Source organism: Nocardioides panaciterrulae (assembly GCF_013409645.1).
GTDB lineage: Bacteria > Actinomycetota > Actinomycetes > Propionibacteriales > Nocardioidaceae > Nocardioides > Nocardioides panaciterrulae.
In genome coordinates, this window is record NZ_JACCBG010000001.1 from 2,758,483 (window position 1) to 2,781,725 (window position 23,243).

Consider the following 23,243-nt stretch of genomic DNA (forward strand, 5'->3'; position numbering starts at 1 on the left):
GTTCCCCTGGGCGTCAACGAGCGCCGACTCGGCGTGCCCCTCGCCCAGCCCTGGGTGTCAACGAGCGCCGACTCGGCGTGCCCCTCGGGGGTCGGGCGGGGGCAGGGTCTGGGTCAGGGTCAGGGTCAGGAGAGCTTCTCGAGGATCAGCTCGCGCACCCGTCCGGCGTCGGCCTGGCCGCGCATCTCCTTCATCACCGCACCGATCAGCGCACCGGCCGCGGCGACCTTGCCGTCGCGGATCTTGTCGGCGACGTCTGGGTTGGCCGCGATCGCGTTGTCCACGGCCGCCCCGAGGGCGCCGTCGTCGGACACGATCGCCAGACCGCGCGCCTCCACGACCTCGTCGGGGGTGCCCTCGCCGGCCAGCAGGCCGTCGAAGACCTGCCGGGCCAGCTTGTCGTTGATCTTCCCCTCGTCGACCAGCGTCTGGACGCGGGCCACCTCCAGCGGGGTCACCGACAGCGCCGAGACCTCGACGCCCTGCTCGTTGGCGCGGCGGGCGAGCTCGCCGAGCCACCACTTCCGGGCGGCCTGCGGGGAGATCCCGGCGGCGATGGTCTGCTCGATCGAGCTGAGCGCCCCGGCACCCACGGTGTCGCGCATCTCGAGGTCGGAGAAGCCCCACTCGGCCTGCAGGCGGGCCCGGCGGGCGGTCGGGTTCTCCGGGAGGGTGCCGCGCAGCTGCTGGACCCACTCCCGCGACGGGGCGACCGGCACCAGGTCCGGCTCCGGGAAGTAGCGGTAGTCCTCGGCGTCGGACTTCTCCCGCCCGCTCGTGGTGATGCCGGTGTCCTCGTGCCAGTGCCGGGTCTCCTGGAGGATCGTGCGACCCTCCTCGAGCACCGCCGCGTGCCGCGACATCTCGTAGCGCACCGCGCGCTCGACCGAGCGCAGCGAGTTGACGTTCTTGGTCTCGGTGCGGGTGCCGAGCGTGCCCGATCCCTTGGGCGCGAGGGAGAGGTTCACGTCGGCGCGGATCGACCCCTGGTCCATCCGCGCGTCGGAGACGCCGAGGGCCACGATCAGGTCGCGCAGCTGGGCGACGTACGCCCGGGCGACGTCGGGGGCCCTCTCCCCGGCGCCGCGGATCGGCTTGGTGACGATCTCGATCAGCGGGATGCCGGCGCGGTTGTAGTCGACCAGCGAGTAGTCGGCGCCGTGGATGCGCCCGGAGGTGCCGACGTGCAGCGACTTGCCGGTGTCCTCCTCCATGTGGGCGCGCTCGATCTCGACCCGGAACGTCTCCCCCTCGCCCGCCTCGTTGGGCACGGTGACGTCCATGAACCCGTCGAAGGCGATCGGCTCGTCGTACTGCGAGGTCTGGAAGTTCTTCGGCATGTCGGGGTAGAAGTAGTTCTTCCGGGCGAACCGGCACCACTCCGCGATGTCGCAGTTCAGCGCCAGCCCGATCCGGATCGCCGACTCCACCGCCTTGACGTTGACCACCGGCATCGCGCCGGGCAGGCCGAGGCAGGTCGGGCAGACCTGGGTGTTCGGCTCGGCGCCGAACTCGGTGGGGCAGCCGCAGAACATCTTCGAGGCGGTGTTCAGCTCGACGTGGACCTCCAGGCCCAGCGCCGGGTCGAACTTCTCCAGCACCTGCTCGAACGGCACCAGGACGTCGGCGGTCATCGGACAGCTCCGTTCGTGGCGAGGGCCGGGGCGCGGTCGAGCAGCGGGCCACCCCACTTGTCGACCAGGGCCGCCTCGAGGGCGGCGCCGACGCGGTAGAGGCGGTCGTCGGCCAGGGCGGGGGCGAGCACCTGCACGCCGGCAGGCAGTCCGTCCTCGTCGGCGAGGCCGCTGGGCACCGAGATGCCCGGCACGCCGGCCAGGTTGGCGGGGATGGTCGCGAGGTCGTTGAGGTACATCGCGATCGGGTCGTCGAGCTTCTCGCCCAGCTTGAACGCCGTGGTGGGGGCGGTCGGCGAGACCAGCACGTCGGCCTTCTCGAAGGCGGCCGCGAAGTCGCGGCTGATCAGGGTCCGCACCTTCTGGGCCTGGCCGTAGTAGGCGTCGTAGTAGCCGCTGGACAGCGCGTAGGTGCCCAGGATGATCCGGCGCTTGACCTCGTCGCCGAAGCCGGCGTCCCGGCTCGCGCGCATGACCTGCTCGGCGGAGGGGTTGTCGGCGCCGTCGGGCAGCACCCGCCGGCCGTAGCGCATCGCGTCGAACTTGGCGAGGTTGCTGGAGGCCTCGGCCGGCAGGATCAGGTAGTACGCCGCCAGCGCGTGCACGAAGTGCGGGCAGCTGACCTCGACGACCTCCGCGCCGGCCTTGACCATCAGGTCGACCGACTCCTGGAAGCGGCTCAACACGCCGGGCTGGTAGCCCTCGCCGCCGAGCTCCCTGACCACGCCGACGCGGACCCCGGTGAGGTCGCCGGTGGCGCCGCGCCGGGCGGCGTCGACCAGCGGCGGCAGCGGCTGGTCGATGCTGGTGGAGTCCAGCGGGTCGTGGCCGCCGATCACCTCGTGCAGCAGCGCGGAGTCCAGCACGGTCCGGGTCACCGGGCCGGCCTGGTCCAGGGAGTTGGCCAGCGCCACCAAGCCGTAGCGCGAGACCCCGCCGTACGTCGGCTTGACGCCGACCGTGCCGGTGACCGCCCCGGGCTGGCGGATCGAGCCACCGGTGTCGGTGCCGATCGCCAGCGGCGCCTCGAACGCGGCGACGGCCGCGGCCGACCCGCCGCCGGAGCCGCCGGGGATCCGGTCCAGGTCCCACGGGTTGCGGGTCGGCCCGTACGCGGAGTGCTCGGTGGAGGAGCCCATCGCGAACTCGTCCATGTTGGTCTTGCCGAGGATCGGCAGCCCGGCCCGCCGCAGGCGCGCGACCACGGTGGCGTCGTACGGCGGGATCCAGCCCTCGAGGATCCGCGATCCGCACGTGGTGGGCAGCCCCTCGGTGGCCAGCACGTCCTTGACCGCGATCGGGACGCCGTCGAGCGCGGAGGCAGGTGAGCCGGCGGCACGGCGCTCGTCGGCGGCCCGGGCCTGAGCGAGCGCGCCCTCGGCGTCGACGTGGAGGAACGCGTGCACCCCGCCGGACGCGGCGGTGCCGTCGACCTCGGCGATCCGGTCGAGGTGCGCCCGGGTGATCTCGACGGAGGTGGTCTCCCCCGCCGCGAGCGCGTCGGCGAGCTCGGCGGCGGTGTGCCGCGTCAGCCCGCTCACTGCTCGTCCCCGAGGATGCGCGGGACGGCGAACCGCTGCTGCTCCTGCGCGGGAGCGCCGTAGAGCGCCTGCTCGGCGGTCAGGCCGGGTCGCACCACGTCGTCGCGGAAGACGTTGGTCAGCGGCAGCGCGTGGGAGGTCGGGGGGACATCGTCGCCGGCGACCCCGCGGATCGAGGCGACCGACTCGAGGATCACCGACAGCTGCGGTGCGAGGTGGTCGAGCTCGGCCTCGGAGAGGTCGATCCGGGCGAGGTCGGCCAGGTGCGCGACCTCGTCACGGGTGATATCGGGCATGGGCTCCATCCTAGGAGAGCCCGGGGCGGCCCCGGCGCGCGGCTCGGGGCCGGCCCTCACCGCCGCCACCGCCACCGCCCCGGTCAGAGCCCGGTCGGAGCCCCGTCAGAGCCTGATCGAAGCCCGGTCAGAGCCCGTCCGGCCCGCCCTCGAGCAGCCGCTTGAAGCCGTCCTCGTCGAGGATGGGGACGCCGAGCTGCTCGGCCTTGTCGGCCTTGGAGCCGGCGCTCTCGCCGACCACGACGTAGTCGGTCTTCTTCGACACCGAGCCGGCGGCCTTGCCGCCGCGGGCCAGGATCGCCTCCTTGGCCGAGTCGCGGCTGAAGTCGACCAGCGACCCCGTCACGACGACCGTGAGGCCCTCGAGGGTGCGCGGCACCGACGCGTCGCGCTCGTCGGCCATCGAGACCCCGGCCCGTTGCCACTTCTCGACGATCGCGCGGTGCCAGTCGACCCCGAACCACTCGATGACCGACTCCGCGATGGTCGGGCCGACCCCCTCGGCCGCGGCGAGCTGCTCCTCGGACGCGGCTCGGATCGCCTCCATCGACCCGAACTCGGTCGCCAGGGCCCGGGCGGCGGTCGGGCCGACGTGCCGGATGGACAGCGCCACCAGCACCCGCCACAGCGGCACCTCGCGGGCCCGGCCGAGGTTGTCGAGCAGCCGCTGGCCGTTGGCGCTGAGCACCGGGTGGTCCCCCTCCCCCTTCTTCGGCGCCCGGGTGAACAGCGGCGCCCGCAGCAGCGCGGCCTCGTCGAGGTCGAACACGTCCCCCTCGTCGGTGATCACCTCGGCCTCGAGCAGCGCCACCGCCGCCTCGTAGCCCAGCCCCTCGATGTCGAAGGCCCCGCGCCCGGCCACGTGGAAGACCCGCTCGCGCACCTGCGCGGGGCACTTCTGGTGGTTGGGGCAGCGCAGGTCCTTGTCGCCCTCCTTCTGCTGCACCAGGGTCGTGCCGCAGGCGGGGCAGCGGGTCGGCATCACCCACTCCGGCGCGTCGGCCGGCCGCAGCGGCAGCACCGGCCCGACGATCTCGGGGATCACGTCGCCGGCCTTGCGCAGGATCACGGTGTCGCCGGGGCGGACGTCCTTGCGCTTGACCTCGTGGGCGTTGTGCAGGGTCGCCATCTCCACCGTCGAGCCGGCCACCCGGACCGGCTCCATCACGCCGTACGGCGTGACCCGGCCGGTGCGGCCGGTGTTCACCTCGATCGCGAGCAGCCGGGCGTTGACCTCCTCGGGCGGGTACTTGTAGGCGATCGCCCACCGGGGCGCCCGGCTGGTGGACCCCAGCCGCCGCTGCAGCGCGACGTCGTCGACCTTGACCACGACCCCGTCGATCTCGTGCTCGACGTCGTGGCGGTGCTCGCCGTAGTGGGCGATGAACTCCTCGACCTCGGTGAGGGTGTCGAGGACCCGCACCCGATCGGAGGTGGGCAGGCCCCAGGCCCTCAGCGCGTCGTACGCACCGGACTGGGAGGCGGGCTCGAAGCCCTCCCGGGCGCCGATGCCGTGGCAGACCATGCCCAGCGCGCGGGTCGCGGTCACCCGCGGGTCCTTCTGGCGCAGCGACCCGGCCGCGGCGTTGCGCGGGTTGGCGAAGACCGGCTTGCCGGCGTCGGTCATCGCCTCGTTGAGGCGCTCGAAGGCCTCCACGGGCAGGAAGACCTCGCCGCGGACCTCCAGCAGCCGCGGGACGGGACGCTCGGCGGTGGCGGCCAGCCGGTGCGGCACCGAGTCGATGGTCCGGACGTTCGGGGTGACGTCCTCGCCGGTGCGGCCGTCGCCGCGGGTGAGCGCGCGCACCAGCCGGCCGTCCTCGTAGAGGATGTTGATCGCCAGCCCGTCGACCTTGAGCTCGCACAGCAGCGAGGGCTTCTCGACGCCGTCGCGGGCGAGGCGCGAGTACCACGCCTGGAGCTCCTCGGCCGAGAACGCGTTGTCGAGGCTCTCCATCCGCTGCAGGTGGTCGACCGCGGTGAACTCGGTCGAGACCGCCCCGCCGACCTTCTGCGTCGGGGAGTCCGGCGTGCGCAGCTCGGGGAACCGGCCCTCGAGCTCCTCCAGCCGCCGCATCCGCCGGTCGAAGTCGGCGTCGGAGAGCGTGGGCGAGTCGAGCACGTAGTAGCGCCAGCGCGCCTCGTCGACCTCCTCGGCCAGCCGGCGGTGCTCCTCGAGCGCCTCCTCGGGGGCCGGGCCGGTCGCCGGGTCGGTCGCCGGGGCGGGGGCGGTGTCGTGCTGGGTGTCCACGGCACCATCTTGCCCAACCCCGCCGACACCCATCCGCCACCCATCCGCCACTGGGTCCGCGGCGAACCACCTGCGTGGCTCCCCCGGAGACTCCCCCGCCCGCCCAGGCCCCGCACGCCCTGCCCCCGCACGCGCTGACCCGCCACGAGCCGGCCGGCCCTGCCGGCCCGCCCAGCGCGGTGGTGCTGCTGCTGCACGGCGGCAAGGAGCGCTCGACCCGGCCCGTCGACGGCCGCAGCGCCTCGTGGCGACGCGCCGCGGCGCTGCAGCGGGCGGTCGACCCCCGCCTCCACGCCGCCGGCGCGGCGACCTGGCTGCTGCGCTACTCCCAGCGCGGCTGGAACGGCGGCGCGTCCCCCGTCGCGGACGCCCGCGCGGCGCTGGCGGAGGTACGCCGGGTGCACGGACCCGTGCCGGTGGTGCTGCTGGGCCACTCGATGGGCGCCCGCACCGCCGTCCACGTGGCCGACGACCCGTCGGTGGTCGGGGTGGTCGGCCTGGCGCCGTGGTTCCCGCGGGACGAGCCGGTGGCCGCACTGGCCGGCAAGCTGCTGCTCGCCGCGCACGGCCGGCACGACCGGATCACGTCGTACCGCGCCACCGAGCGCTTCGTGGACCGCGCCCGTGGCGTCGCACGCCGGGCCGAGCTGCGCGACATGGGGCGGGTCGGCCACTACCTGCTGACGCGGGTGGCGGCCTGGAACGACGTCGCGGCCTCCGGGGTGCTCGACCAGCTGACCGCGGGTGGACCAGACCACCGGTGAGGCCGGAATCCGGCGGGAATGTCCCAGCGACCTACGCTGTTCGATGAAACGAAACGGTTTCGTTTCATCCCTGAAAGTCCCAGCGAGGAGCCGCCATGTCCACCCACGTCGACGCCACGGGTCCCACGCGGCCCCGGGTCGAGGGTGACCGTGAGCAGCAGATCCTCGACGCCACGCTCGCCGTGCTCACCGAGGTCGGCTACGACCGGCTGACGATGGACGCGGTGGCGAGCCGGGCCAAGGCCTCCAAGGCCACCCTCTACCGCCGCTGGAACGGCAAGGAGGCGCTGGTCGTCGAGGCGCTGCTCTCGGTGCACGACGTCGCCCCGCTGCCCGACACCGGCACCCTGCGCGGCGACCTGATCGCGTCGTTCTGCGGCCTGGGCGGGCTCACGGACGCGACGTCGGTCGGCACGTTCACCGCCGTGCTCACCGCGATCACCCACGACCCCGAGTTCGCCGACGCCTTCCGCACCCAGGTCATCGGGCCGAAGGCGCAGGCGTCCCGGACGGTCTTCGAACGCGCCCGGGACCGCGGCGAGATCCCGGTCGACGTCGACCTCGACCTGCTCGCCCCGTCCCTGGCCGGCATCGTGCTGCACCGGATCTTCCTCCTGGGCGAGGCCCCCGACGAGGCCCTGATCACCCGCGTGATCGACCAGATCATCCTTCCGGCCGCGACCGGCCGGCGCTGACCTCTCACCTCCAAGCAACCGAAGGACCCCCATGACCGACCTCAAGCAGGCCGAGGTGCGCGCACCCGGCCAGCACCGCCACCTGGGGTGGGCGCTCGTGCTCATCTCCGTGGCCCAGCTGATGGTGGTGCTCGACGGCACCATCGTGAACATCGCGCTCCCCTACATCCAGAGCGACCTGCAGATCTCCGACGCGAACCTGCGCTGGATCGTCACCGGCTACGCGCTCGCCTTCGGCAGCCTGCTGCTGCTCGGTGGCCGGCTCGGTGACCTCTACGGCCGACGCAGGATCTTCATGATCGGCCTCGTGGTCTTCGGCGTCGCGTCGCTGCTCGGCGGCCTGGCCGGCAACGAGGGCCTGCTGCTCGCCGCCCGGGGCCTCCAGGGACTCGGTGCCGCCCTCGCCTCGCCGGCGGCCCTGGCGCTGATCACCACGACCTTCCCCGCCGGCCCCGCGCGCAACCGGGCGTTCGCCGTCTACGCCGCGATGTCCGGCGTCGGCGCCGCCGTGGGGCTGCTGCTCGGTGGCTGGCTCACCGGCCTCGACAGCGTCTTCGGTCTCGGGGTCGAGGGCTGGCGGCTGACGCTGCTGATCAACACCCCGATCGGCATCGTCACCGCGCTGCTCGCGCCGCGCTTCCTCGCCGAGTCGGAGTCGCACCCCGGCGAGCTCGACCTGCCCGGCGCCGTCACCGGCACGCTCGGCGTGCTCGGCATCGTCTACGGCATCAGCCGCGCCGGCACCGACGGGTGGGGCGACACCTGGACCGTCGCCAGCCTCGCGGCCGGCCTGGTGCTCGTGGCCGCGTTCCTCGCGGTGGAGCGCCGGATCGCGCACCCGCTGCTCCCGGTCCGCGTGTTCGTCAACCGGACCCGCGCCGCGAGCTTCGTCGCGATGTTCTTCGCGCCCGCCGCGATGTTCGCGATGTTCTTCTACCTCAGCCAGTACATCCAGACCGTGATGGGCTACAGCCCGATCCAGGCCGGGGTCGCGTTCCTGCCGTTCTGCGTGGGACTCGTCGCCGCCGCGGGCCTGGCCTCGAACCTGGCGAACCGGATGGACCCGCGCTACCTCGCCGGCGCCGGCACGCTGCTGGCCGCGGGCGCGCTCTACGGCTTCTCGCGGCTGCCCTACGACACCACCTTCCCGGTGACCGACGTCCAGGGCAGCTACCTCGGCAACGTCTTCCCGTTCATCGTGATGATGTCGGTCGGCATGGGGCTGACCTTCGTGCCGCTGACCCTCACCGCCGTCCACCACCTGCGCTCGGAGGACTCCGGCATCGGCTCCGGGGTCCTGAACACCATGCAGCAGGTCGGCGGCGCGCTGGGTCTCTCGCTGCTCGGCACCATCGCCACCCAGACCATCAACGACCGGGTCCACCAGCTGTCCGCGGCGGCCCAGCAGGCGATGGCCGGCGGGGGCCAGCAGATGAGCGAGGCCCAGCAGAAGGCCGCGCAGGCGGTCGCCTCGCACCAGATCTTCACCGAGGGCGCGACCGACGCGTTCCTGCTCGGTGCCGGGCTGATGCTGGTCGCCTCGCTGGTCACCTGGGTGTTCCTCAACGTCAAGCACCAGGAGCTCGCCACCGACGGCCCCGAGGGCGCGGTGCACGTCGGCTGACGCTCGGCGCCGCGGCGCACGACGTACGACGGGGGCCCGGTCACCATGGGGGTGACCGGGCCCCCGTGCGTGGGGACCGACTCAGCCCAGCGCGGCCTCGATGGCCTTGATGAAGGCGGGCAGGTCGCCGGGGTTCCGGCTGGTGATCAGGTTGCCGTCGACCACGACCTCCTCGTCCACCCACTCGCCGCCCGCGTTGCGGACGTCGTCGGCGAGGCTGGCGTAGCTGGTCAACCGCTTGCCCCGGACCAGGCCGGCGGAGACCAGCAGCCACGGCCCGTGGCAGATGACCGCCAGCGGCTTGCCGGCCTCGGAGACGGCACGCACGGCCTCCCGGGCCTTCTCCTCGGTGCGGATGGTGTCGGCGTTGACGGTGCCGCCGGGGACGATCAGCGCGTCGACGGCCGACGCGTCGAGGTCGTCGAACGTGCCGTCGACCTCGATCTTCTGCGTCGGCTTCGTGTCCCCCTCGACGGCCTGGATGGGGTCGGTGCCGGTGGAGTAGATCCGCACCTCGGCGCCGGCCGCCCGCAGCGCGTCGCGCGGCTGGACCAGCTCGGCCTCCTCGAAGTGGTCGGTCGCGATGATCGCCACCTTCTTGCCGGTCAGGTCGCTCATGGAGTCTCCTCTCGGTCGGGCTGCTGTCCTGCTCTCCTTACCCGGCACCCGGGGTGCGGATGCGCCCGGCGCGGGCGGCGTCAGTCACTCAGGTGCCCGGCCGCGGCGCGCACGAGGGCGAGCGCCCGCCGGCTCCACGCGGTCGAGGCGCCGGCGAGCCCGCAGGCCGGGCTGAGCAGCAGCGAGTCGCCGGTCGTGGCCGGGTCCAGCCCGAGCATCTCCAGCCAGCGCAGCACCCGTTCGGTCACGGCCGCGTCGGTGGGCGGGTCGGCCGGGTCGGTGGCCGGCAGGACGCCGAGCACCACGGACTCCCCCGACTCGAGCGCCTCGGCGAGCTCGTCGTGGTCGGCCGCGCTCATCAGGTCCAGGTCGACCGAGAGCCCCCGGGCGCCCGCGCCCCGCAGCAGCCGCAGCGGCGTGCCGGCGGCGCAGGTGTGCACCCAGGGCTCGGCTCCCGCGCCGTCGACCGCCTCCAGGACCCACGCCAGCGTGGCCGAGGCCTCCGGCAGGTCCACGCTGCGATGCCGGTGGAACCCGGACGCGGTGGGCACCGAGCCGGCCAGCACGGCGCTCAGCGCCGGCTCGTCGACCTGCACCACGAGCCGCCGTACGCCGGGGACCCGGCGCCGCACGTCGCGCACGTGCTCGCGCAGGCCCTCCGCCAGGGCCTGGGCGAGCTCCCGGCGGGCACCCCGGTCGCTGAGCACCTTGTCGCCGCGGGGCTTCTCCACGGTGGTGGCCAGCGTCCAGGGACCGGTGACCTGGATCTTCAGCGCGCCCTCGTAGCCCTGGGTCTGCTCCTCGAGGCCGTCGAGGTCCTGGGCCAGCAGGCTGCGCGCGCGCCGGTGGTCGGCCCCGGAGCCGTCGTTGCCGGTGAGCCGCCAGCCGGCCGGCTGCAGGTCGGCGCCGAGCTCGCTGACCACGGCCAGCGCTCGCCCGGTCATGCCGGCGGGGGCGCCGCGTCCGGGGACCTCGGGGAGGTACGGCAGCCCGCTCGCGCCCAGCTCACCGAGCACGGCGCGCACCGCCTCGGCGTAGGCGTGCTGGGTGTCGCCGGGCATCGACCCGACGCCGGTCGCGCCGGTCATGCCGGGGGGCCCACCCGTTCGGTGGCGGCGATGGTGGCCGAGCCGACGACGCGGGTGCCGTCGTAGACCACCGCGGCCTGCCCCGGGGCGAGGCCGTACGCCGGGTCGAGCAGCTCGACCTCCACCCGGTCGACCGGGTCACCGCTGGTCGAGACCACGGCCCGGTGCTCGGTGCCGTGGGCCCGCAGCTGCACGGTCACGGCTGGCCCGTCGAGCCGGCCGGGCACGGTGCCGCACCAGCGCGGCCGGATGCCCTCGAGGCGCCGGACCGCGAGCCGCTCGCGGGCGCCCACGGTGACGGTGCCCGAGACGGGCTCGATGTCGAGCACGAACCGCGGCCGGCCGTCCGGCGCGGGCCGGCCCAGGCGCAGGCCACGGCGCTGGCCGATGGTCAGCCCCAGCGTCCCGTCGTGGTGGCCGACCACCTCACCGGTGGCCTCGTCGACGACGTCGCCCGGTGGGTTCGCGACCCGGTCGCCGAGCTTCTCGCGCAGCCAGCCGGCGTGGTCCCCGTCGGCGACGAAGCAGATGTCGTGGCTGTCGGGCTTGTCGGCGACCAGCAGGCCGCGCTCGGCGGCCTCGCGGCGCACGTCCTCCTTGCGCGAGCCCCCCAGCGGGAACAGCGAGTGGGCGAGCTGCTGCTGGTCGAGCACGCCGAGGACGTAGGACTGGTCCTTGCCGGGGTCGACCGCCCGGTGCATCTCGACCAGCCCGTCCGGCCCGGTCCGCAGCTGGGCGTAGTGGCCGGTGACGACCGCGTCGAAGCCGAGGGCCAGCGCCCGGTCGAGCACCGCGGCGAACTTGATCTTCTCGTTGCACCGCAGGCAGGGGTTGGGGGTCCGGCCCGCGGCGTACTCGTCGACGAAGTCCTCGACGACGTCCTCGTGGAAGCGGTCGCTGAGGTCCCAGACGTAGAACGGGATGCCGATCACGTCGGCGGCGCGCCGGGCGTCGTTGCTGTCCTCGATCGTGCAGCAGCCCCGCGCCCCCGACCGGTAGGACTGCGGGTTGCGCGAGAGCGCCAGGTGGATGCCGGTGACGTCGTGGCCCGCCTCGGCGGCGCGGGCGGCCGCCACGGCGGAGTCCACGCCGCCGGACATGGCTGCAATGACCCTCATCGAGGCCCCGTCAGCGTCTCGCCGCGCGGGCTCGCTCGACGACCGGCGTGATCGCCTCGACCAGGGCGTCCACGTCGGCCTGCGTGGAGGTGTGGCCCAGCGTGAAGCGCAGCGAGTGGCGGGCGGACTCCTCGTCGCAGCCCATCGCCAGCAGCACGTGGGAGGGCTGCGGGACGCCGGCCGAGCAGGCCGAGCCGGTGGAGCACTCGATGCCGCGAGCGTCCAGCAGCATCAGCAGCGAGTCGCCCTCGCAACCCGGGAACCCGAGGTGGGCGTTGCCCGGCAGCCGGTGCACCGCTCCCCCGTCCAGCGGGGCGCCGTCCGGCGCGGGCCCGTCCAGCGCGGCCCCGTGCAGGTGGGCGTCCGGCACCGCCTCCAGAACCCGGTGCACCAGGTCGTCGCGGAGCGCGCCGACCCGGGCGGCGTGGTGGGGCTGGTTCTTGACCGCCAGCTCGACGGCGGCCGCGAACCCGGCGATCGCCGGGGGGTCGATGGTGCCGCTGCGGATGTCACGCTCCTGGCCCCCGCCGTGCACGAGCGCGGTGACCGCGACCTCGCGCCGGACGATCAGCGCGCCCACGCCGTAGGGCCCACCGACCTTGTGCCCGGTCAGGGTCAGCGCGTCGACGCCGGACGCGGCGAAGTCGACCGGCACCGACCCGACGGCCTGCACCGCGTCGGTGTGCACCGGGATGCCGTGCTCCGACGCGATCGCCACGACCTCGTCCAGCGGCTGCAGCGTGCCCACCTCGTTGTTGGCCCACATCACCGAGACCAGCGCGACCGAGCCGGGGTCGCGCTCGACGCAGGCGCGCAGGGCGCCGACGTCGAGCCGACCCCGGGCGTCGACGGGCAACAGCTCCACCTCGGCGCCCTCGCGCTCGGCCAGCCAGTGCAGGGGGTCCAGGACGGCGTGGTGCTCCACCGCCGTGGTCAACAGGCGGGTGCGGCCCGGGTCGGCCGCCCGGCGGGCCCAATAGATGCCCTTGAGCGCGAGGTTGTCCGCCTCGGTGCCGCCGGAGGTGAACACGATCTCCCCGGGCCGGCACCCCATCACCCGGGCGATCGTCTCCCGGGACTCCTCCACGATCCGGCGGGCCTTGCGCCCGGAGGCGTGCAGCGAGCTCGGGTTGCCGACCTCGAGCAGGTGCCGGGTCATCACCTCGACCGCCTCGGGACGCATCGGCGTGGTGGCGGCGTGGTCGAGGTAGACCGTCGGGGTGGACGTCGCGATTGACATGGCAGCGACCAGAGTACGGCGCGACCGGTCGCCGCGCCCAACCGGTTCAGCCGCTGCACTGCTCCACGCCACTGACCAGCCAGCCGCCGTCGAAGTGCTCCACGTAGACCGCGCGGACGATCTCGCCGTCGTCCTTGACGACCAGCCAGCTGGGCTCGCCGTGCGGCGTGCGGCGCGCCGGGACGACGTGGGTGCCGGCGTCGACGTACCTCGCCATCGCGGCCCGCCGGCTGGGCGCGCCGTGGCTGTCCGCGGCGTAGTCGATGACCGACCGCGAGTGCGTGGCGCAGCCCTGCGCCGGCCAGTGCGGAACCGGCGCGGGCGACGGGGACGGGGCCTGCGACCGTCCGGGAGACCGCCCGGCCTCCCCCGCGTCCGTGGTCGTCGTGGCACTCCCGCAGGCGCTGAGCACCACCGCGAGCGCGGCGAGCCCGGCCAGTCGCACTCTTCTCGGCTGCCTTCCCATGCTTCCCCTCCCGGCTCGGACCGTCCGGTGCCTGATGATCGGACGAGCCGGAGCACCGGCCGGTTCCCTCAGCCCGGGCGCTCCGGCCGCGCGTGGCCGGGGTGCAGGCGGCGTACGGCGGCGCGCAGCCACTCCTGCTCGGCCCGGCCGAGCCGCGGCCAGGTGACCTCGAGGTCGGCCCGGTCCTTGGGCCGGTTCTTGGGCCGGTCCTTGGGCCGGTCGAAGGCCTCCCACGGACCGTAAGGCCGCTGGAACTCCCGCTCCTCGGCGTCCTCCTCGGGCGTGGGCTGCCAGCTGGTCACCGCGTGACGCTACCGCGGCCTCACTCCGCCACCCGTCACAGCAGCACCAGGTCGTCGCGGTGGACCACTTCGCGTTCGTAGCCCGCGCCCAGCTCGCGCTTGAGCTCGTGGGAGCTGCGGCCCAGCAGCTGCGGGACCTCCGCGGCGTCGAAGTTGACCAGTCCGCGCGCGACGGGCATCCCGCCGGGGTCGCACAGGTCGACCGGGTCCCCGGCGACGAAGGAGCCCTCGCTGCCGGTCACGCCGGCGGCCAGCAGCGAGGCCCGGCGCTCGACGACCGCGCGCACCGCGCCCTGGTCGAGGTGCAGGCTGCCCCGGGGCTCGGTCGCGTGCGCCAGCCACAGCAGTCGGGTGGGCCGGCGCCGTCCGTGGGCGTGGAAGAGGGTGCCGACGGACGCACCCGCGACGGCCTCCCCCGCGTTGGCGGCCGAGGTGAGCACGACGGGGATGCCGGCACCGGTGGCGATCCGGGCCGCCTCGACCTTGGTCTGCATGCCGCCGGTGCCGAGGCCGCCGGCGCCGGTGCTCCCGATGCGCAGCTGCTGCAGCTGCTCGGGGTGGACCACGTCGGAGACCAGCGAGCTGTCCGGGTGGGCCGGGTCGGCGTCGTACAGGCCGTCGACGTCGGAGAGCAGCACCAGCAGGTCGGCGTGCACGAGGTGCGCCACGAGCGCGGCGAGCCGGTCGTTGTCGCCGAAGCGGATCTCGGAGGTCGCCACGGTGTCGTTCTCGTTGACGATCGGGAGCACGCCGAGCTCCAGCAGCTTGGCGAAGGTCTGGTAGGCGTTGCGGTAGTGCGCGCGGCGGGTGACGTCGTCGACGGTGAGCAGCACCTGCCCCGCGATCACGCCGTAGCGGGCGAGCTCCTCGGTGTAGCGGTGCACCAGCAACCCCTGGCCGACCGAGGCCGCGGCCTGCTGCGCCGCCAGGCCGCGTGGCCGGCGCGCCAACCCGAGCGGAGCCAGGCCGGCGGCGATCGCGCCGGAGGACACCAGCACCACCTCCCGGCCCCGGGCGCGTAGCCCGGCCAGGACGTCGACCAGCCGGCTGACCCGCTCCGGGTCGATGCCGCCCGCGGCGGTGGTCAGCGACGAGGAGCCGACCTTGACCACGACCCGTCGGGCGTCGGTGACCTCCCGCCGCGAGCTCACTCCGCCGTCCCCGGGTCTTCCTCGAGCCAGTCCGGGTCCTCCCTGGTACCGATCTCGTACGACGTGGGTCCGTGCCCGGACCCGCCTCGCGCGGGCCCATCGAGCCGGCGGGCCACGTCGGCGCGGGTCTCGCCCTCCTCGCGGTCCTCCATCGCCTCGTCGATCGCGCGGCGGCGGCGGGCCGCAGGCCGGGAGTGGTCGAAGCGCTGGTCCTCGCCGCGGCGGCCCAGCATCTCCGCGACCGCGTCGATGCCCGGCTTGAAGTCGAACACCACCGCGTTGTCGGGGTGGCCGATGAGGACCGCGTCGCCCTCCTCGGCGCCCAGCTCGAGCAGCCGGCTCTCCACCCCGAGGCGGTTGAGCCGGTCGGCGAGGAAGCCGACGGCCTCGTCGTTGCTGAAGTCGGTCTGGCGGACCCAGCGCTCGGGCTTCTCGCCCCGCACCCGCCAGCCCTCGCCGGTCGCCTTGACGGTGAAGTCGTCGGCGCCGTCCGCGGAGGCGGGTCGCAGCACGATCCGCTTGGCCTCCGCGACCGGCTTGTCGGCTCGGGCCTGCGCGACGATCTCGGCCATCGCGAAGGTCAGCTCGCGCAGCCCCTCCCCGGACGCGGCCGAGACCGGGAACACCCGCAGCCCGCGCTCCCGCAGTTCGTCGATGACGAACTCGCCGATGTCCCGCCCGTCGGGGACGTCGACCTTGTTCAGCGCCACCAGGCGGGGCCGGTCCTCCAGCCCGCCGTACCTGCTGAGCTCGTTCTCGATGATGTCGAGGTCCTCGACCGGGTTGCGGCCCGGCTCGATGGTCGCGGTGTCGATGACGTGCACGATCGCGGCGCAGCGCTCGATGTGCCGCAGGAAGTCGTGGCCCAGGCCCCGCCCGTCGCTGGCGCCCTCGATCAGGCCGGGGACGTCGGCGACGGTGAAGGTGAGGTCGCCGGCGGTGACCACCCCGAGGTTGGGGACCAGGGTGGTGAACGGGTAGTCCGCGATCTTCGGGCGGGCCCGCGAGATCGCGGCGATCAGGCTGGACTTCCCGGCGCTCGGGAAGCCGACCAGGCCGATGTCGGCGACAACCTTGAGCTCGAGCACGATCTCCAGCTCGTCCCCCGGTTCGCCGAGCAGCGCGAACCCCGGGGCCTTGCGCTTGGACGAGGCCAGGGCGGCGTTGCCGAGTCCGCCGCGCCCGCCCTGGGCGATGACCAGCTCGGTGCCGATCCCGACCATGTCGGCGAGCACGGTCCCCTCGGCGTCGCTGACCACCGTGCCCTCCGGGATCGGCAGCACCAGGTCGGCGCCGTGGGAACCGTTGCGGTGGCTGCCGGCGCCGTGCCCGCCGTGCTCGGCACGCCGCTTCGGGCTGTGGTGGTAGTCGAGCAGCGTGGTCACGTTGGGCTCGACCCGCAGGATCACCGAACCGCCGGGGCCGCCGTTCCCGCCGTCGGGGCCGCCGAGCGGCTTGAACTTCTCGCGGTGCACCGACGCGACGCCGTTGCCGCCGCGGCCGGCGCTGACGTGCAGCGTCACCCGGTCGACGAAGGTCGGGACAGCCATGGGGGGGTTCCTATCAGCCGGAGGGTTCGATCGGATCGGGCCCGGGTGCGGCCCGGGTGAGGCGGTTCGGGACGAAATGTCGAAGGGCGTCCCCGGTGACCAGGGACGCCCTTCGATGAAGTTCAGGTGGTGAGCGTCAGTCACTCACCCGGGACGATGTTGACGACCCGGCGACCGCGCCGGGTGCCGAACTCGACCGCACCCGCGACCAGCGCGAACAGCGTGTCGTCACCGCCGCGGCCGACGCCGCTGCCCGGGTGGAAGTGGGTGCCACGCTGGCGCACGATGATCTCGCCCGCGTTGACCGCCTGGCCACCGTAGCGCTTGACGCCGAGCCGCTGCGAGTTGGAGTCGCGACCGTTCTTGGTGGACGCCGCGCCCTTCTTGTGTGCCATTTCGAGTCCTTAGGTGTCTGCTGGGCCTGGTGCGAGCCCGGAGGCTCAGAGGGAGATGTCGGTGACCTTGACCTGGGTGTACTTCTGACGGTGACCCTGGCGCTTCTTGTAGCCGGTCTTGTTCTTGTACTTCTGGATGACGATCTTCGGGCCCTTGGTGGCGCCGAGCACCTCGACGGTCACGGCGGCCTTGTCGAGGCCGGTCGCGGTGACCTGCTCGCCGTCGACGACCATGACCACAGGCAGCGTCACCGTCTCGCCGACGGTCGTCGCGACCTTGTCGATCTCGATGACGTCGCCCACGGCAACCTTCTGCTGCTTGGCGCCAGCGCGCACGATCGCGTACACCGCGGTCTCCTTCGTCGAAACTTCTTGGCTTGCGTCTGTTGGTCTGGGGCGGGTCGCACACACCGAGGCTCAGGAGTTCGGGCCGGCAACGTGACTACGGAGAACCGCCGCACAGAGAGGGCGCGCCGTGGCGCACCGAAGGTCAATACTACGGATCGCGCCCGGTCACCGCAAAACGGTGCCCCGTTGGGGATGACCGGGCGCGTCCTTGCTCAGCGCTTGCGCGAGCCCTTCTTCTTGATCGGCACGTGCTCGACGTGCGCCTCGAGGTGCGCGTCGTCGGCGTTCTCACCGTCCCCGGCCGCGCCGGGTTCGCTCAGCGCGGTGCCGGGCTCCACGGCCCCGTGCTCCGGCGGCGCGCCGACGGAGCCGACGCTGCCCGGCCCCGACGGCCCGGAAGCAGCGGACGTCGGAGGCCCGGCCGGACGGGTGGCGCGGCGGCCGCGGGTGCGGGTCACCACCTTGGGGCGCTCCACCGGGGCGGCCTGCTCCACCGGGGCAGCCTGCTCGACCGGCTCGGTCGCGACCGGGGCCGCGACCGGGGCCTCCAGCACGACCGGCTCGGGGGCAGGCAGGTGCTCGGGCTGCCCCGCCGGCCGGCTCGCGGTCCGGCGGGTGCGGGTGCGGGTCACGACCTGCGGGCGCGCCGGCTCGGCGGCCGGCTGCGGCGAGGCCTCCGCGGCGGGCTGGGCCGGCTCGAGCGCCTCCGGAGTCGCCTCCTCGGCCTGGGCGGCCTGCGCCGGTGCGGGCGTGGAGGCGGCGGGGGCCTGCCGACCCCTCGACCGGCCGTCACGAGGCTGCCCGTCCCCCGACTGGCCGTCGTGGGGCTGGTTGTCGTGGGGCTGGTTGTCGTGGGGCTGGCCGTCGCTCGACGCCTCGACCGGCTCCTCGGCGGCACGCTCGGCTGCGTGCTCCTTGGCCATGGCGGCGACGTCCTTCGGCGAGGGCGCCTTGTGGTCGTGGTCGTGGCCGTCCGAGCTGCGGGCCTGCTCGTTCTCGGCCTCCTGACCCCGGCCACGGCCACCCCGGCTGCGGCGGCCGCTGCTGCTGCTGCCGCCGCTGCGGCGGGACTCGTCCTCGCCGCGCTTGGGCTCGACCGGCGCGTCCTTCACGACCACGCCGCGGCCGTGGCAGTGCTCGCAGTTCTCGCTGAAGGCCTCGAGCAGGCCGGTGCCGATCCGCTTGCGCGTCATCTGGACCAGGCCGAGCGAGGTGACCTCGGCGACCTGGTGACGGGTGCGGTCGCGACCCAGGCACTCGACGAGCCGCCGCAGCACCAGGTCGCGGTTGGACTCCAGGACCATGTCGATGAAGTCGACGACGATGATGCCGCCGATGTCGCGCAGCCGCAGCTGCCGGACGATCTCCTCGGCCGCCTCGAGGTTGTTCTTGGTGACGGTCTCCTCGAGGTTGCCCCCGGAGCCGGTGAACTTGCCGGTGTTGACGTCGACGACCGTCATCGCCTCGGTGCGGTCGATGACCAGGGAGCCACCGGAGGGCAGCCAGACCTTGCGGTCGAGGCCCTTGGCGATCTGCTCGTCGATCCGGTACGCCGCGAAGACGTCCTTGCCACCCTCGCCGTCGTACCGCTCCAGGCGCTCCTCGAGGTCGGGGGCGACGTGGGTGACATACCCCTGCACGGTGTCCCACGCGTCGTCGCCCTGGATGACCAGCTTGCCGAAGTCCTCGGTGAACAGGTCGCGGACGACCTTGAGGGTGAGGTCGGGCTCGCCGTAGAGCAGCTTGGGGGCGCTGCCGGACTTCGCGTTCTTCTCGATGTCCTCCCAGCGCGCCTTGAGCCGCTCGACGTCCCGGGTCAGCTCGTCCTCGCTGGCACCCTCGGCGGCGGTGCGCACGATGACACCGGCGCTGTCCGGCACGATCTCCTTCAGCAGCGCCTTGAGCCGGTTGCGCTCGGTGTCGGGGAGCTTGCGGGAGATGCCGCTCGTGGTGCCGTCCGGCACGTAGACCAGGAACCGTCCGGCGAGGCTGACCTGGCTGGTGAGCCGGGCGCCCTTGTGGCCGATCGGGTCCTTGGTGACCTGCACCAGCACCGGCTGGCCGGAGGTGAGCACGGACTCGATCTTGCGCGGCTGGCCGTCACGGTGGCCCAGCGCGGACCAGTTCACCTCACCGGCGTAGAGCACCGCGTTGCGGCCCTTGCCGATGTCGATGAAGGCGGCCTCCATCGAGGGCAGCACGTTCTGCACCCGGCCGAGGTAGACGTTGCCGATCAGCGAGGTCTGCGACTCGCGGGCCACGTAGTGCTCGACGAGGACCTTGTCCTCGAGCACCGCGATCTGCGTGAGCTCCTCGTGCTGGCGGATGACCATGACCCGGTCGACGGCCTCGCGGCGCGCCAGGAACTCGGCCTCGCTGACGATCGGGGCCCGGCGTCGGCCGGCCTCGCGACCCTCGCGGCGACGCTGCTTCTTGGCCTCGAGTCGGGTCGAGCCGGAGACCGCGGTGATCTCGTCCTCCGCCGAGCGCTGGCGGCGGACCCGGGTGACGGTGCTCGACGAGTCGTCGGTCGAGCCGTCGCCCGAGTCGTCCCCGGAGCGGCGACGGCGCCGGCGGCGGCGGGATGTGCCCTCGCCCGACTCGCCCTCGGCCTCCTTGTCGGAGCCCTCGGAGTCCTTCGGCTGGGTCGCGCCGGTCTCGCCCTGCTCGTCGTGGTGGTCGTGGTTGTCCTGGCCGGCGTTGTCCCCGTCGCCGGACTTGCGGCGCCGACGGCCCCCGCGGCGGCGACGACGACGGCCGCCACCCTCGGACTCCTGCTCGCCGGACTGGTCGCCGGACTCCTCGGTGACCCCGGAGGACTCCTCCGCGGTGGCGGTCCCGGCCTCGTCCTCGTCCTCGGCGGAGGCGGTGGCCTCCTCGACGTCGGGCTGGTGCTGCTCGGGCCGGCCGGCCTTGGCCTTGGGCTGCCTGCCCTCGGACTGCTTGGCCTCGGCCTGCTTGGCCTCGGACTGCTTGGCCTCGGACTGCTGGCCCCGGCCCCGCTTCGGCTTGGTCTCAGCGGACTCGGGGCCGGCCTCGATGACGGCGGCTTCGGTCTCGCCGGCTGCGGTCTCGACGCTCTCGTCCTGCGCGGCCTCGGCGGGCTCGACCGGCGGCTTCGTGGTCTTGCGGGCGCGTCGCGCGGGCGCCTTCTTCGTGGGCTCGGGAGCCTGGAAGAGCACCATCGGGGCCGCGGCGACGGACGTCGCGGCCTCGGTCTCCTCGGTCTCCTCGGCGTCCTCGGCCGCAGCGATCAGGACGTCCTGCGCCGGGTCGGTCGGCTCCGCGGGGGCGGCGGCCTTCTTGGCCGCGCTCTTCCGGGTCGTGGTCTTCTTCACCGCGGCCTTGCGGGCGGTCTTCTTCGCGGCTGCCTTGGGGGGCTCAGCCTCCGCGCCGGGCACCTGCGCCTCGCCCGCGTCGACGAGCAGGGGGTCGTCCGTGGCGTCGGGCTGCTCAGCGGGAGCGGTGGCCTTCTTGGCCGCGCTCTTCCTCGTGGTGGTCTTCTTCGCCGGCGCCTTCTTGGCGGCGGCCTTCTTGGCCGTCGTCTTCTTGGCGGCCTTCTTCGCCGGCGCGGACGTCACCGGGGCGCCGTCGGCGACCTCCGGTTCCGTGGTGGTGCCTGCGGGCTGGAGTTCGTCGGGCATGTACTGCTCCTCGACCCGGCGCCGTGGCACCGGGCGTGTCGGACGCCGTGGACCCGGTCAGGCTGGGCCGACGGCGCAAAGCCTTCGGTGGCGGCGACACCCTCCGCAGTGCGTCACTGGAAGCACATCGCCCACCTGCCGCGGTCGCCGGGCGCAGTCCTGGGACTGCCAAGGTCCGCTGTCACCGAACCTCTGCCGCGTCGCGGTCTGGCGAGGACGTGTCCCACTGTGCCGACCCGCGAGCGGGACGGCGAGAACGTCGTCGGATCGACTGGTGCACGGCAAGCCGTACGTCGTCGACCACGGCGAGTATCGCACACGGCCCCCGATTCGCCCCTATACCGACGAGTGCAGCGGGTCGCCGACCGAACCGGTCGTCTCGTCCAGGGGGCCCTGGGCCAGGCGGGTCAGCAGCGGCGCCCCCCCCACCACCAGCCCGGAGACCCGGGCCAGCCCGGACAGCACGTCGTCGGGGCGTACGGCGGGCACGGCGTGTCGCAGCACCAGGTCGAGGCGCGCTCCGCGCTCGGACGGCGCCGCCGCGAACGAGACCACCGCGGCCCGGCAGTCGAACTCCCGCAGACCCTTCTTGGTCATCCGCTCGACCCGCACCGAGTCCGTGGCCAGGAACTGCTCCACCGCGGCGGAGGCATCGGCCAGCGGCGCGGCCACGTCCAGCTCCCAGTGGCTCGCCTCGAGACGGTCTGCCAGGGAGCCGCCGGAGGCTTCCACGACCTCGAGGATGTCCAGCCCGTCGGGCAGGGCCTCGGCCAGGGCTCCGTGGACCTCGTCGACGCTCACGACCTCGGCCAGCCCGATCTCGAGGTACTCCGCCTCGCTCGCGGAGCCGGTCGGCGCCGCTCCGGCGTACGAGATGCGCGGGTGGGGGTTGAAGCCGGAGGAGTAGGCCATGGGCACCCGGGCCCGGAAGACGGCGCGCTCGAAGGCCCGACTGAAGTCGCGGTGGCTGGTGAAGCGCATGCGGCCACGCTTGGCGTAGCGGATCCGCAGTCGCTGGACGGGCGGGGCCTGCTGCTCGGGCTGTTGACGCACCGCAGCAGGCTAGAGGGCTTGGCGCGTCAGGGCCTCATCCGGCGGCGTCGGAAGCCGCGCCGAGCCTCATTCTCGTCGGGGTCTCCACCGGATCCACGCCTGTTCGACGCCGTGTCTGGGTGGGGGTCGGAACTCCGGGCGCCCGTCGGCGGGATCGAGGCGGACCTGCCAGGGGGTGTGGTGGAGGACCCGGTGGTGGTGGCCACACAGCAGCACCAGGTTCGGCAGGGAGGTGGGACCGCCGTCGGCCCAGTGATGGATGTGGTGGGCCTGGCACATCACCGGTGGCCGGGTGCAGCCGGGGAACGCACAATGCGCGTCGCGGCAGACGAGCGCGGTCCACAGCGCGGCGGTGACCAGCCGGTTGGCCCGGCCCACGTCCAACACCTGGCCCAGGGTGCCGAGCACGACGGGGATCACGTCGGCGTCGCAGGCCAGCCGCCGGACCGCGGCGGGTGAGAGGTGCCCACCATCCTCGGTCGTCCCGCCATCTGTCCCGCCGGGGCTCCGTGATCTGAGCTGGGTGCGTAGCGAGTCCAGGTCGGTGGTGACCGCGAGCCGGGGCCGGGCGCCGTGGCACTCGGGCGGCAGATCGGTGCCCAGCGCGTGCTGGGCGACCTGGACGAGGGCGTCCCACATCCGGGTGCCGTGGTCACGCGGGTCGGTCTGCACCTGCTCGTCGGGGTGGTCGGGGTCGAGGGCGGGGGCGGGCTTGGTCAGCGGCAGCAGGGCGGCCTTGAGGATCGCGGCGTCCTCCACGGTCCCGCGGCCCTTCAACCACGCCCCACCCGCACCGTCGTCGGTGATCGAGAGGAACCGGTGCAGGTGGGCGGCGCGTTCCTCGCGGTCGAGCTTCTGCTGCTGGCGGCGTTCCTCGCCGTCTGGGTCGACCACCGCGGCGATCTTCTTGCCCACCACCGCCAGCGCGGTGGCATCCAACCTGGCAGCCTCCGCCAGCAGCACCTGCTCGGCGCGGCAGCGCAGGGCCTCGTCGTGGGGCAGCGCGTCGACGGCGTCGACGATCACCGCCGCCTGCTCCGGCGACACCTCCCCACGGGTCAGCGCGACGTGGGTCGCGGTCCGCTCGCCCACGAGCACCGGCGCCTGCCGCACCACTCGCCGCCCCGACCGGCGGTGCCGGCCCGCGGTGTGGGTGAACCAGTCCCCGGTCGACCCCCACGCCAACTCCCGCTTCGCGACACCGCGGGCTTCGACCTCCGTCACGATCGAGGCCTGCACCGCGGCCAAGTGAGAGCGCAGAACCTCGATCTGCTCGTTCGCCGCCACCAGCTCCTCGCCCGACCGGGCCGCCCACAGCACACCATCGACATCCCCGACCAGGGCGTTGGCCGCCGCGACCACGCCCGCGGGGCTGGTCGGTGCGAGGGTCGGCGGCTGCTCCATGAGACGACTCAACCAGCGACCACCGACGGTCAGAGCCCCTCCGGACGGGTTACCCACAGGC

20 protein-coding genes are annotated in these 23,243 nt (G+C 73.8%); 3 read left to right on the plus strand and 17 right to left on the minus strand.

Going from position 1 to position 23,243, the window contains the following annotated elements; genetic code table 11:
* Positions 1–125: 125 nt before the first annotated feature.
* The 4 genes from gatB to ligA form a co-directional block, all read right to left on the minus strand.
* Complete coding sequence (gatB, locus tag BJZ21_RS13105; protein WP_179664163.1) at positions 126–1,634, minus strand: Asp-tRNA(Asn)/Glu-tRNA(Gln) amidotransferase subunit GatB; 1,509 nt, start codon at positions 1,632–1,634, stop codon at positions 126–128.
* On the minus strand, positions 1,631–3,175 hold the full coding sequence (gene gatA, locus BJZ21_RS13110) for an Asp-tRNA(Asn)/Glu-tRNA(Gln) amidotransferase subunit GatA (RefSeq protein ID WP_179664164.1): 1,545 nt from the start codon (positions 3,173–3,175) through the stop codon (positions 1,631–1,633). Before gatA ends, gatB begins: the two co-directional genes overlap by 4 nt.
* Positions 3,172–3,471, minus strand: a complete 300-nt coding sequence (gene gatC, locus BJZ21_RS13115) for an Asp-tRNA(Asn)/Glu-tRNA(Gln) amidotransferase subunit GatC (RefSeq protein ID WP_179664165.1) — start codon at positions 3,469–3,471, stop codon at positions 3,172–3,174. The genes gatA and gatC overlap by 4 nt, the downstream gene beginning before the upstream one ends.
* 127 nt (positions 3,472–3,598) lie before the next feature.
* On the minus strand, positions 3,599–5,722 hold the full coding sequence (gene ligA, locus BJZ21_RS13120) for an NAD-dependent DNA ligase LigA (protein WP_343052129.1): 2,124 nt from the start codon (positions 5,720–5,722) through the stop codon (positions 3,599–3,601).
* Between the two features lie 74 nt (positions 5,723–5,796).
* Between ligA and BJZ21_RS13125 the strand changes: the two genes are divergently transcribed.
* The 3 genes from BJZ21_RS13125 (at position 5,797) to BJZ21_RS13135 (ending at position 8,805) form a co-directional block, all read left to right on the plus strand.
* Positions 5,797–6,486, plus strand: coding sequence for an alpha/beta hydrolase (locus BJZ21_RS13125; protein WP_343052130.1), 690 nt, complete (start codon positions 5,797–5,799; stop codon positions 6,484–6,486).
* Between the two features lie 95 nt (positions 6,487–6,581).
* On the plus strand, positions 6,582–7,181 hold the full coding sequence (locus BJZ21_RS13130; RefSeq protein WP_179664167.1) for a TetR/AcrR family transcriptional regulator: 600 nt from the start codon (positions 6,582–6,584) through the stop codon (positions 7,179–7,181).
* A gap of 31 nt (positions 7,182–7,212) precedes the next feature.
* A complete protein-coding gene (locus tag BJZ21_RS13135) occupies positions 7,213–8,805 on the plus strand; it encodes an MFS transporter (protein WP_179664168.1) in 1,593 nt (530 codons plus the stop codon).
* Between the two features lie 81 nt (positions 8,806–8,886).
* Here BJZ21_RS13135 and BJZ21_RS13140 read toward each other — a convergent pair whose 3' ends face one another.
* From BJZ21_RS13140 to BJZ21_RS13200, 13 genes are all read right to left on the minus strand, one after another.
* Entirely contained in the window at positions 8,887–9,423 is a 537-nt protein-coding gene (locus tag BJZ21_RS13140; RefSeq protein WP_179664169.1) for a type 1 glutamine amidotransferase domain-containing protein, read from the minus strand.
* A gap of 80 nt (positions 9,424–9,503) precedes the next feature.
* The gene (locus tag BJZ21_RS13145) at positions 9,504–10,511 is read right to left on the minus strand and encodes a uroporphyrinogen decarboxylase/cobalamine-independent methonine synthase family protein (protein WP_179664170.1); all 1,008 of its coding nucleotides are present in this window, start codon (positions 10,509–10,511) and stop codon (positions 9,504–9,506) included.
* The gene (gene mnmA, locus BJZ21_RS13150) at positions 10,508–11,629 is read right to left on the minus strand and encodes a tRNA 2-thiouridine(34) synthase MnmA (protein ID WP_179664171.1); all 1,122 of its coding nucleotides are present in this window, start codon (positions 11,627–11,629) and stop codon (positions 10,508–10,510) included. Before mnmA ends, BJZ21_RS13145 begins: the two co-directional genes overlap by 4 nt.
* A gap of 10 nt (positions 11,630–11,639) precedes the next feature.
* On the minus strand, positions 11,640–12,869 hold the full coding sequence (locus tag BJZ21_RS13155) for a cysteine desulfurase family protein (protein WP_179664172.1): 1,230 nt from the start codon (positions 12,867–12,869) through the stop codon (positions 11,640–11,642).
* Between the two features lie 46 nt (positions 12,870–12,915).
* Complete coding sequence (locus BJZ21_RS13160) at positions 12,916–13,335, minus strand: hypothetical protein (protein WP_179664173.1); 420 nt, start codon at positions 13,333–13,335, stop codon at positions 12,916–12,918.
* A gap of 68 nt (positions 13,336–13,403) precedes the next feature.
* Positions 13,404–13,637, minus strand: coding sequence for a hypothetical protein (locus BJZ21_RS13165; RefSeq protein WP_179664174.1), 234 nt, complete (start codon positions 13,635–13,637; stop codon positions 13,404–13,406).
* A gap of 35 nt (positions 13,638–13,672) precedes the next feature.
* Entirely contained in the window at positions 13,673–14,788 is a 1,116-nt protein-coding gene (gene proB, locus BJZ21_RS13170) for a glutamate 5-kinase (RefSeq protein WP_179664175.1), read from the minus strand.
* Positions 14,785–16,338, minus strand: a complete 1,554-nt coding sequence (gene obgE / locus BJZ21_RS13175) for a GTPase ObgE (protein ID WP_179664176.1) — start codon at positions 16,336–16,338, stop codon at positions 14,785–14,787. Before obgE ends, proB begins: the two co-directional genes overlap by 4 nt.
* A 140-nt stretch (positions 16,339–16,478) precedes the next feature.
* A complete protein-coding gene (gene rpmA, locus BJZ21_RS13180; protein WP_179664177.1) occupies positions 16,479–16,733 on the minus strand; it encodes a 50S ribosomal protein L27 in 255 nt (84 codons plus the stop codon).
* Between the two features lie 45 nt (positions 16,734–16,778).
* Complete coding sequence (gene rplU, locus BJZ21_RS13185) at positions 16,779–17,081, minus strand: 50S ribosomal protein L21 (protein ID WP_179664178.1); 303 nt, start codon at positions 17,079–17,081, stop codon at positions 16,779–16,781.
* 212 nt (positions 17,082–17,293) lie between these two features.
* The gene (locus BJZ21_RS13190) at positions 17,294–20,725 is read right to left on the minus strand and encodes a ribonuclease E/G (protein WP_179664179.1); all 3,432 of its coding nucleotides are present in this window, start codon (positions 20,723–20,725) and stop codon (positions 17,294–17,296) included.
* A 336-nt stretch (positions 20,726–21,061) separates the two neighbouring features.
* On the minus strand, positions 21,062–21,778 hold the full coding sequence (locus BJZ21_RS13195; protein WP_179664180.1) for a TIGR03936 family radical SAM-associated protein: 717 nt from the start codon (positions 21,776–21,778) through the stop codon (positions 21,062–21,064).
* A gap of 66 nt (positions 21,779–21,844) precedes the next feature.
* Positions 21,845–23,182 carry an HNH endonuclease signature motif containing protein gene (locus BJZ21_RS13200; RefSeq protein WP_179664181.1) on the minus strand — a complete coding sequence of 446 codons (1,338 nt, stop codon included), beginning with the start codon at positions 23,180–23,182 and terminating at the stop codon, positions 21,845–21,847.
* Between the last annotated feature and the right edge of the window lie 61 nt (positions 23,183–23,243).

Excerpts from the sequence above, each read along its gene's own strand:
- obgE (WP_179664176.1), bottom strand. The coding sequence starts at position 16,338 with ATGGCTGTCCCGACCTTCGTCGACCGGGTGACGCTGCACGTCAGCGCC.
- BJZ21_RS13135 (WP_179664168.1), top strand. The coding sequence starts at position 7,213 with ATGACCGACCTCAAGCAGGCCGAGGTGCGCGCACCCGGCCAGCACCGC.
- gatB (WP_179664163.1), bottom strand. The coding sequence starts at position 1,634 with ATGACCGCCGACGTCCTGGTGCCGTTCGAGCAGGTGCTGGAGAAGTTC.
- mnmA (WP_179664171.1), bottom strand. The coding sequence starts at position 11,629 with ATGAGGGTCATTGCAGCCATGTCCGGCGGCGTGGACTCCGCCGTGGCG.
- BJZ21_RS13155 (WP_179664172.1), bottom strand. The coding sequence starts at position 12,869 with ATGTCAATCGCGACGTCCACCCCGACGGTCTACCTCGACCACGCCGCC.
- rpmA (WP_179664177.1), bottom strand. The coding sequence starts at position 16,733 with ATGGCACACAAGAAGGGCGCGGCGTCCACCAAGAACGGTCGCGACTCC.
- gatC (WP_179664165.1), bottom strand. The coding sequence starts at position 3,471 with ATGCCCGATATCACCCGTGACGAGGTCGCGCACCTGGCCGACCTCGCC.
- BJZ21_RS13190 (WP_179664179.1), bottom strand. The coding sequence starts at position 20,725 with ATGCCCGACGAACTCCAGCCCGCAGGCACCACCACGGAACCGGAGGTC.
- BJZ21_RS13145 (WP_179664170.1), bottom strand. The coding sequence starts at position 10,511 with ATGACCGGCGCGACCGGCGTCGGGTCGATGCCCGGCGACACCCAGCAC.
- BJZ21_RS13200 (WP_179664181.1), bottom strand. The coding sequence starts at position 23,182 with ATGGAGCAGCCGCCGACCCTCGCACCGACCAGCCCCGCGGGCGTGGTC.
- BJZ21_RS13160 (WP_179664173.1), bottom strand. The coding sequence starts at position 13,335 with ATGGGAAGGCAGCCGAGAAGAGTGCGACTGGCCGGGCTCGCCGCGCTC.
- BJZ21_RS13140 (WP_179664169.1), bottom strand. The coding sequence starts at position 9,423 with ATGAGCGACCTGACCGGCAAGAAGGTGGCGATCATCGCGACCGACCAC.
- BJZ21_RS13130 (WP_179664167.1), top strand. The coding sequence starts at position 6,582 with ATGTCCACCCACGTCGACGCCACGGGTCCCACGCGGCCCCGGGTCGAG.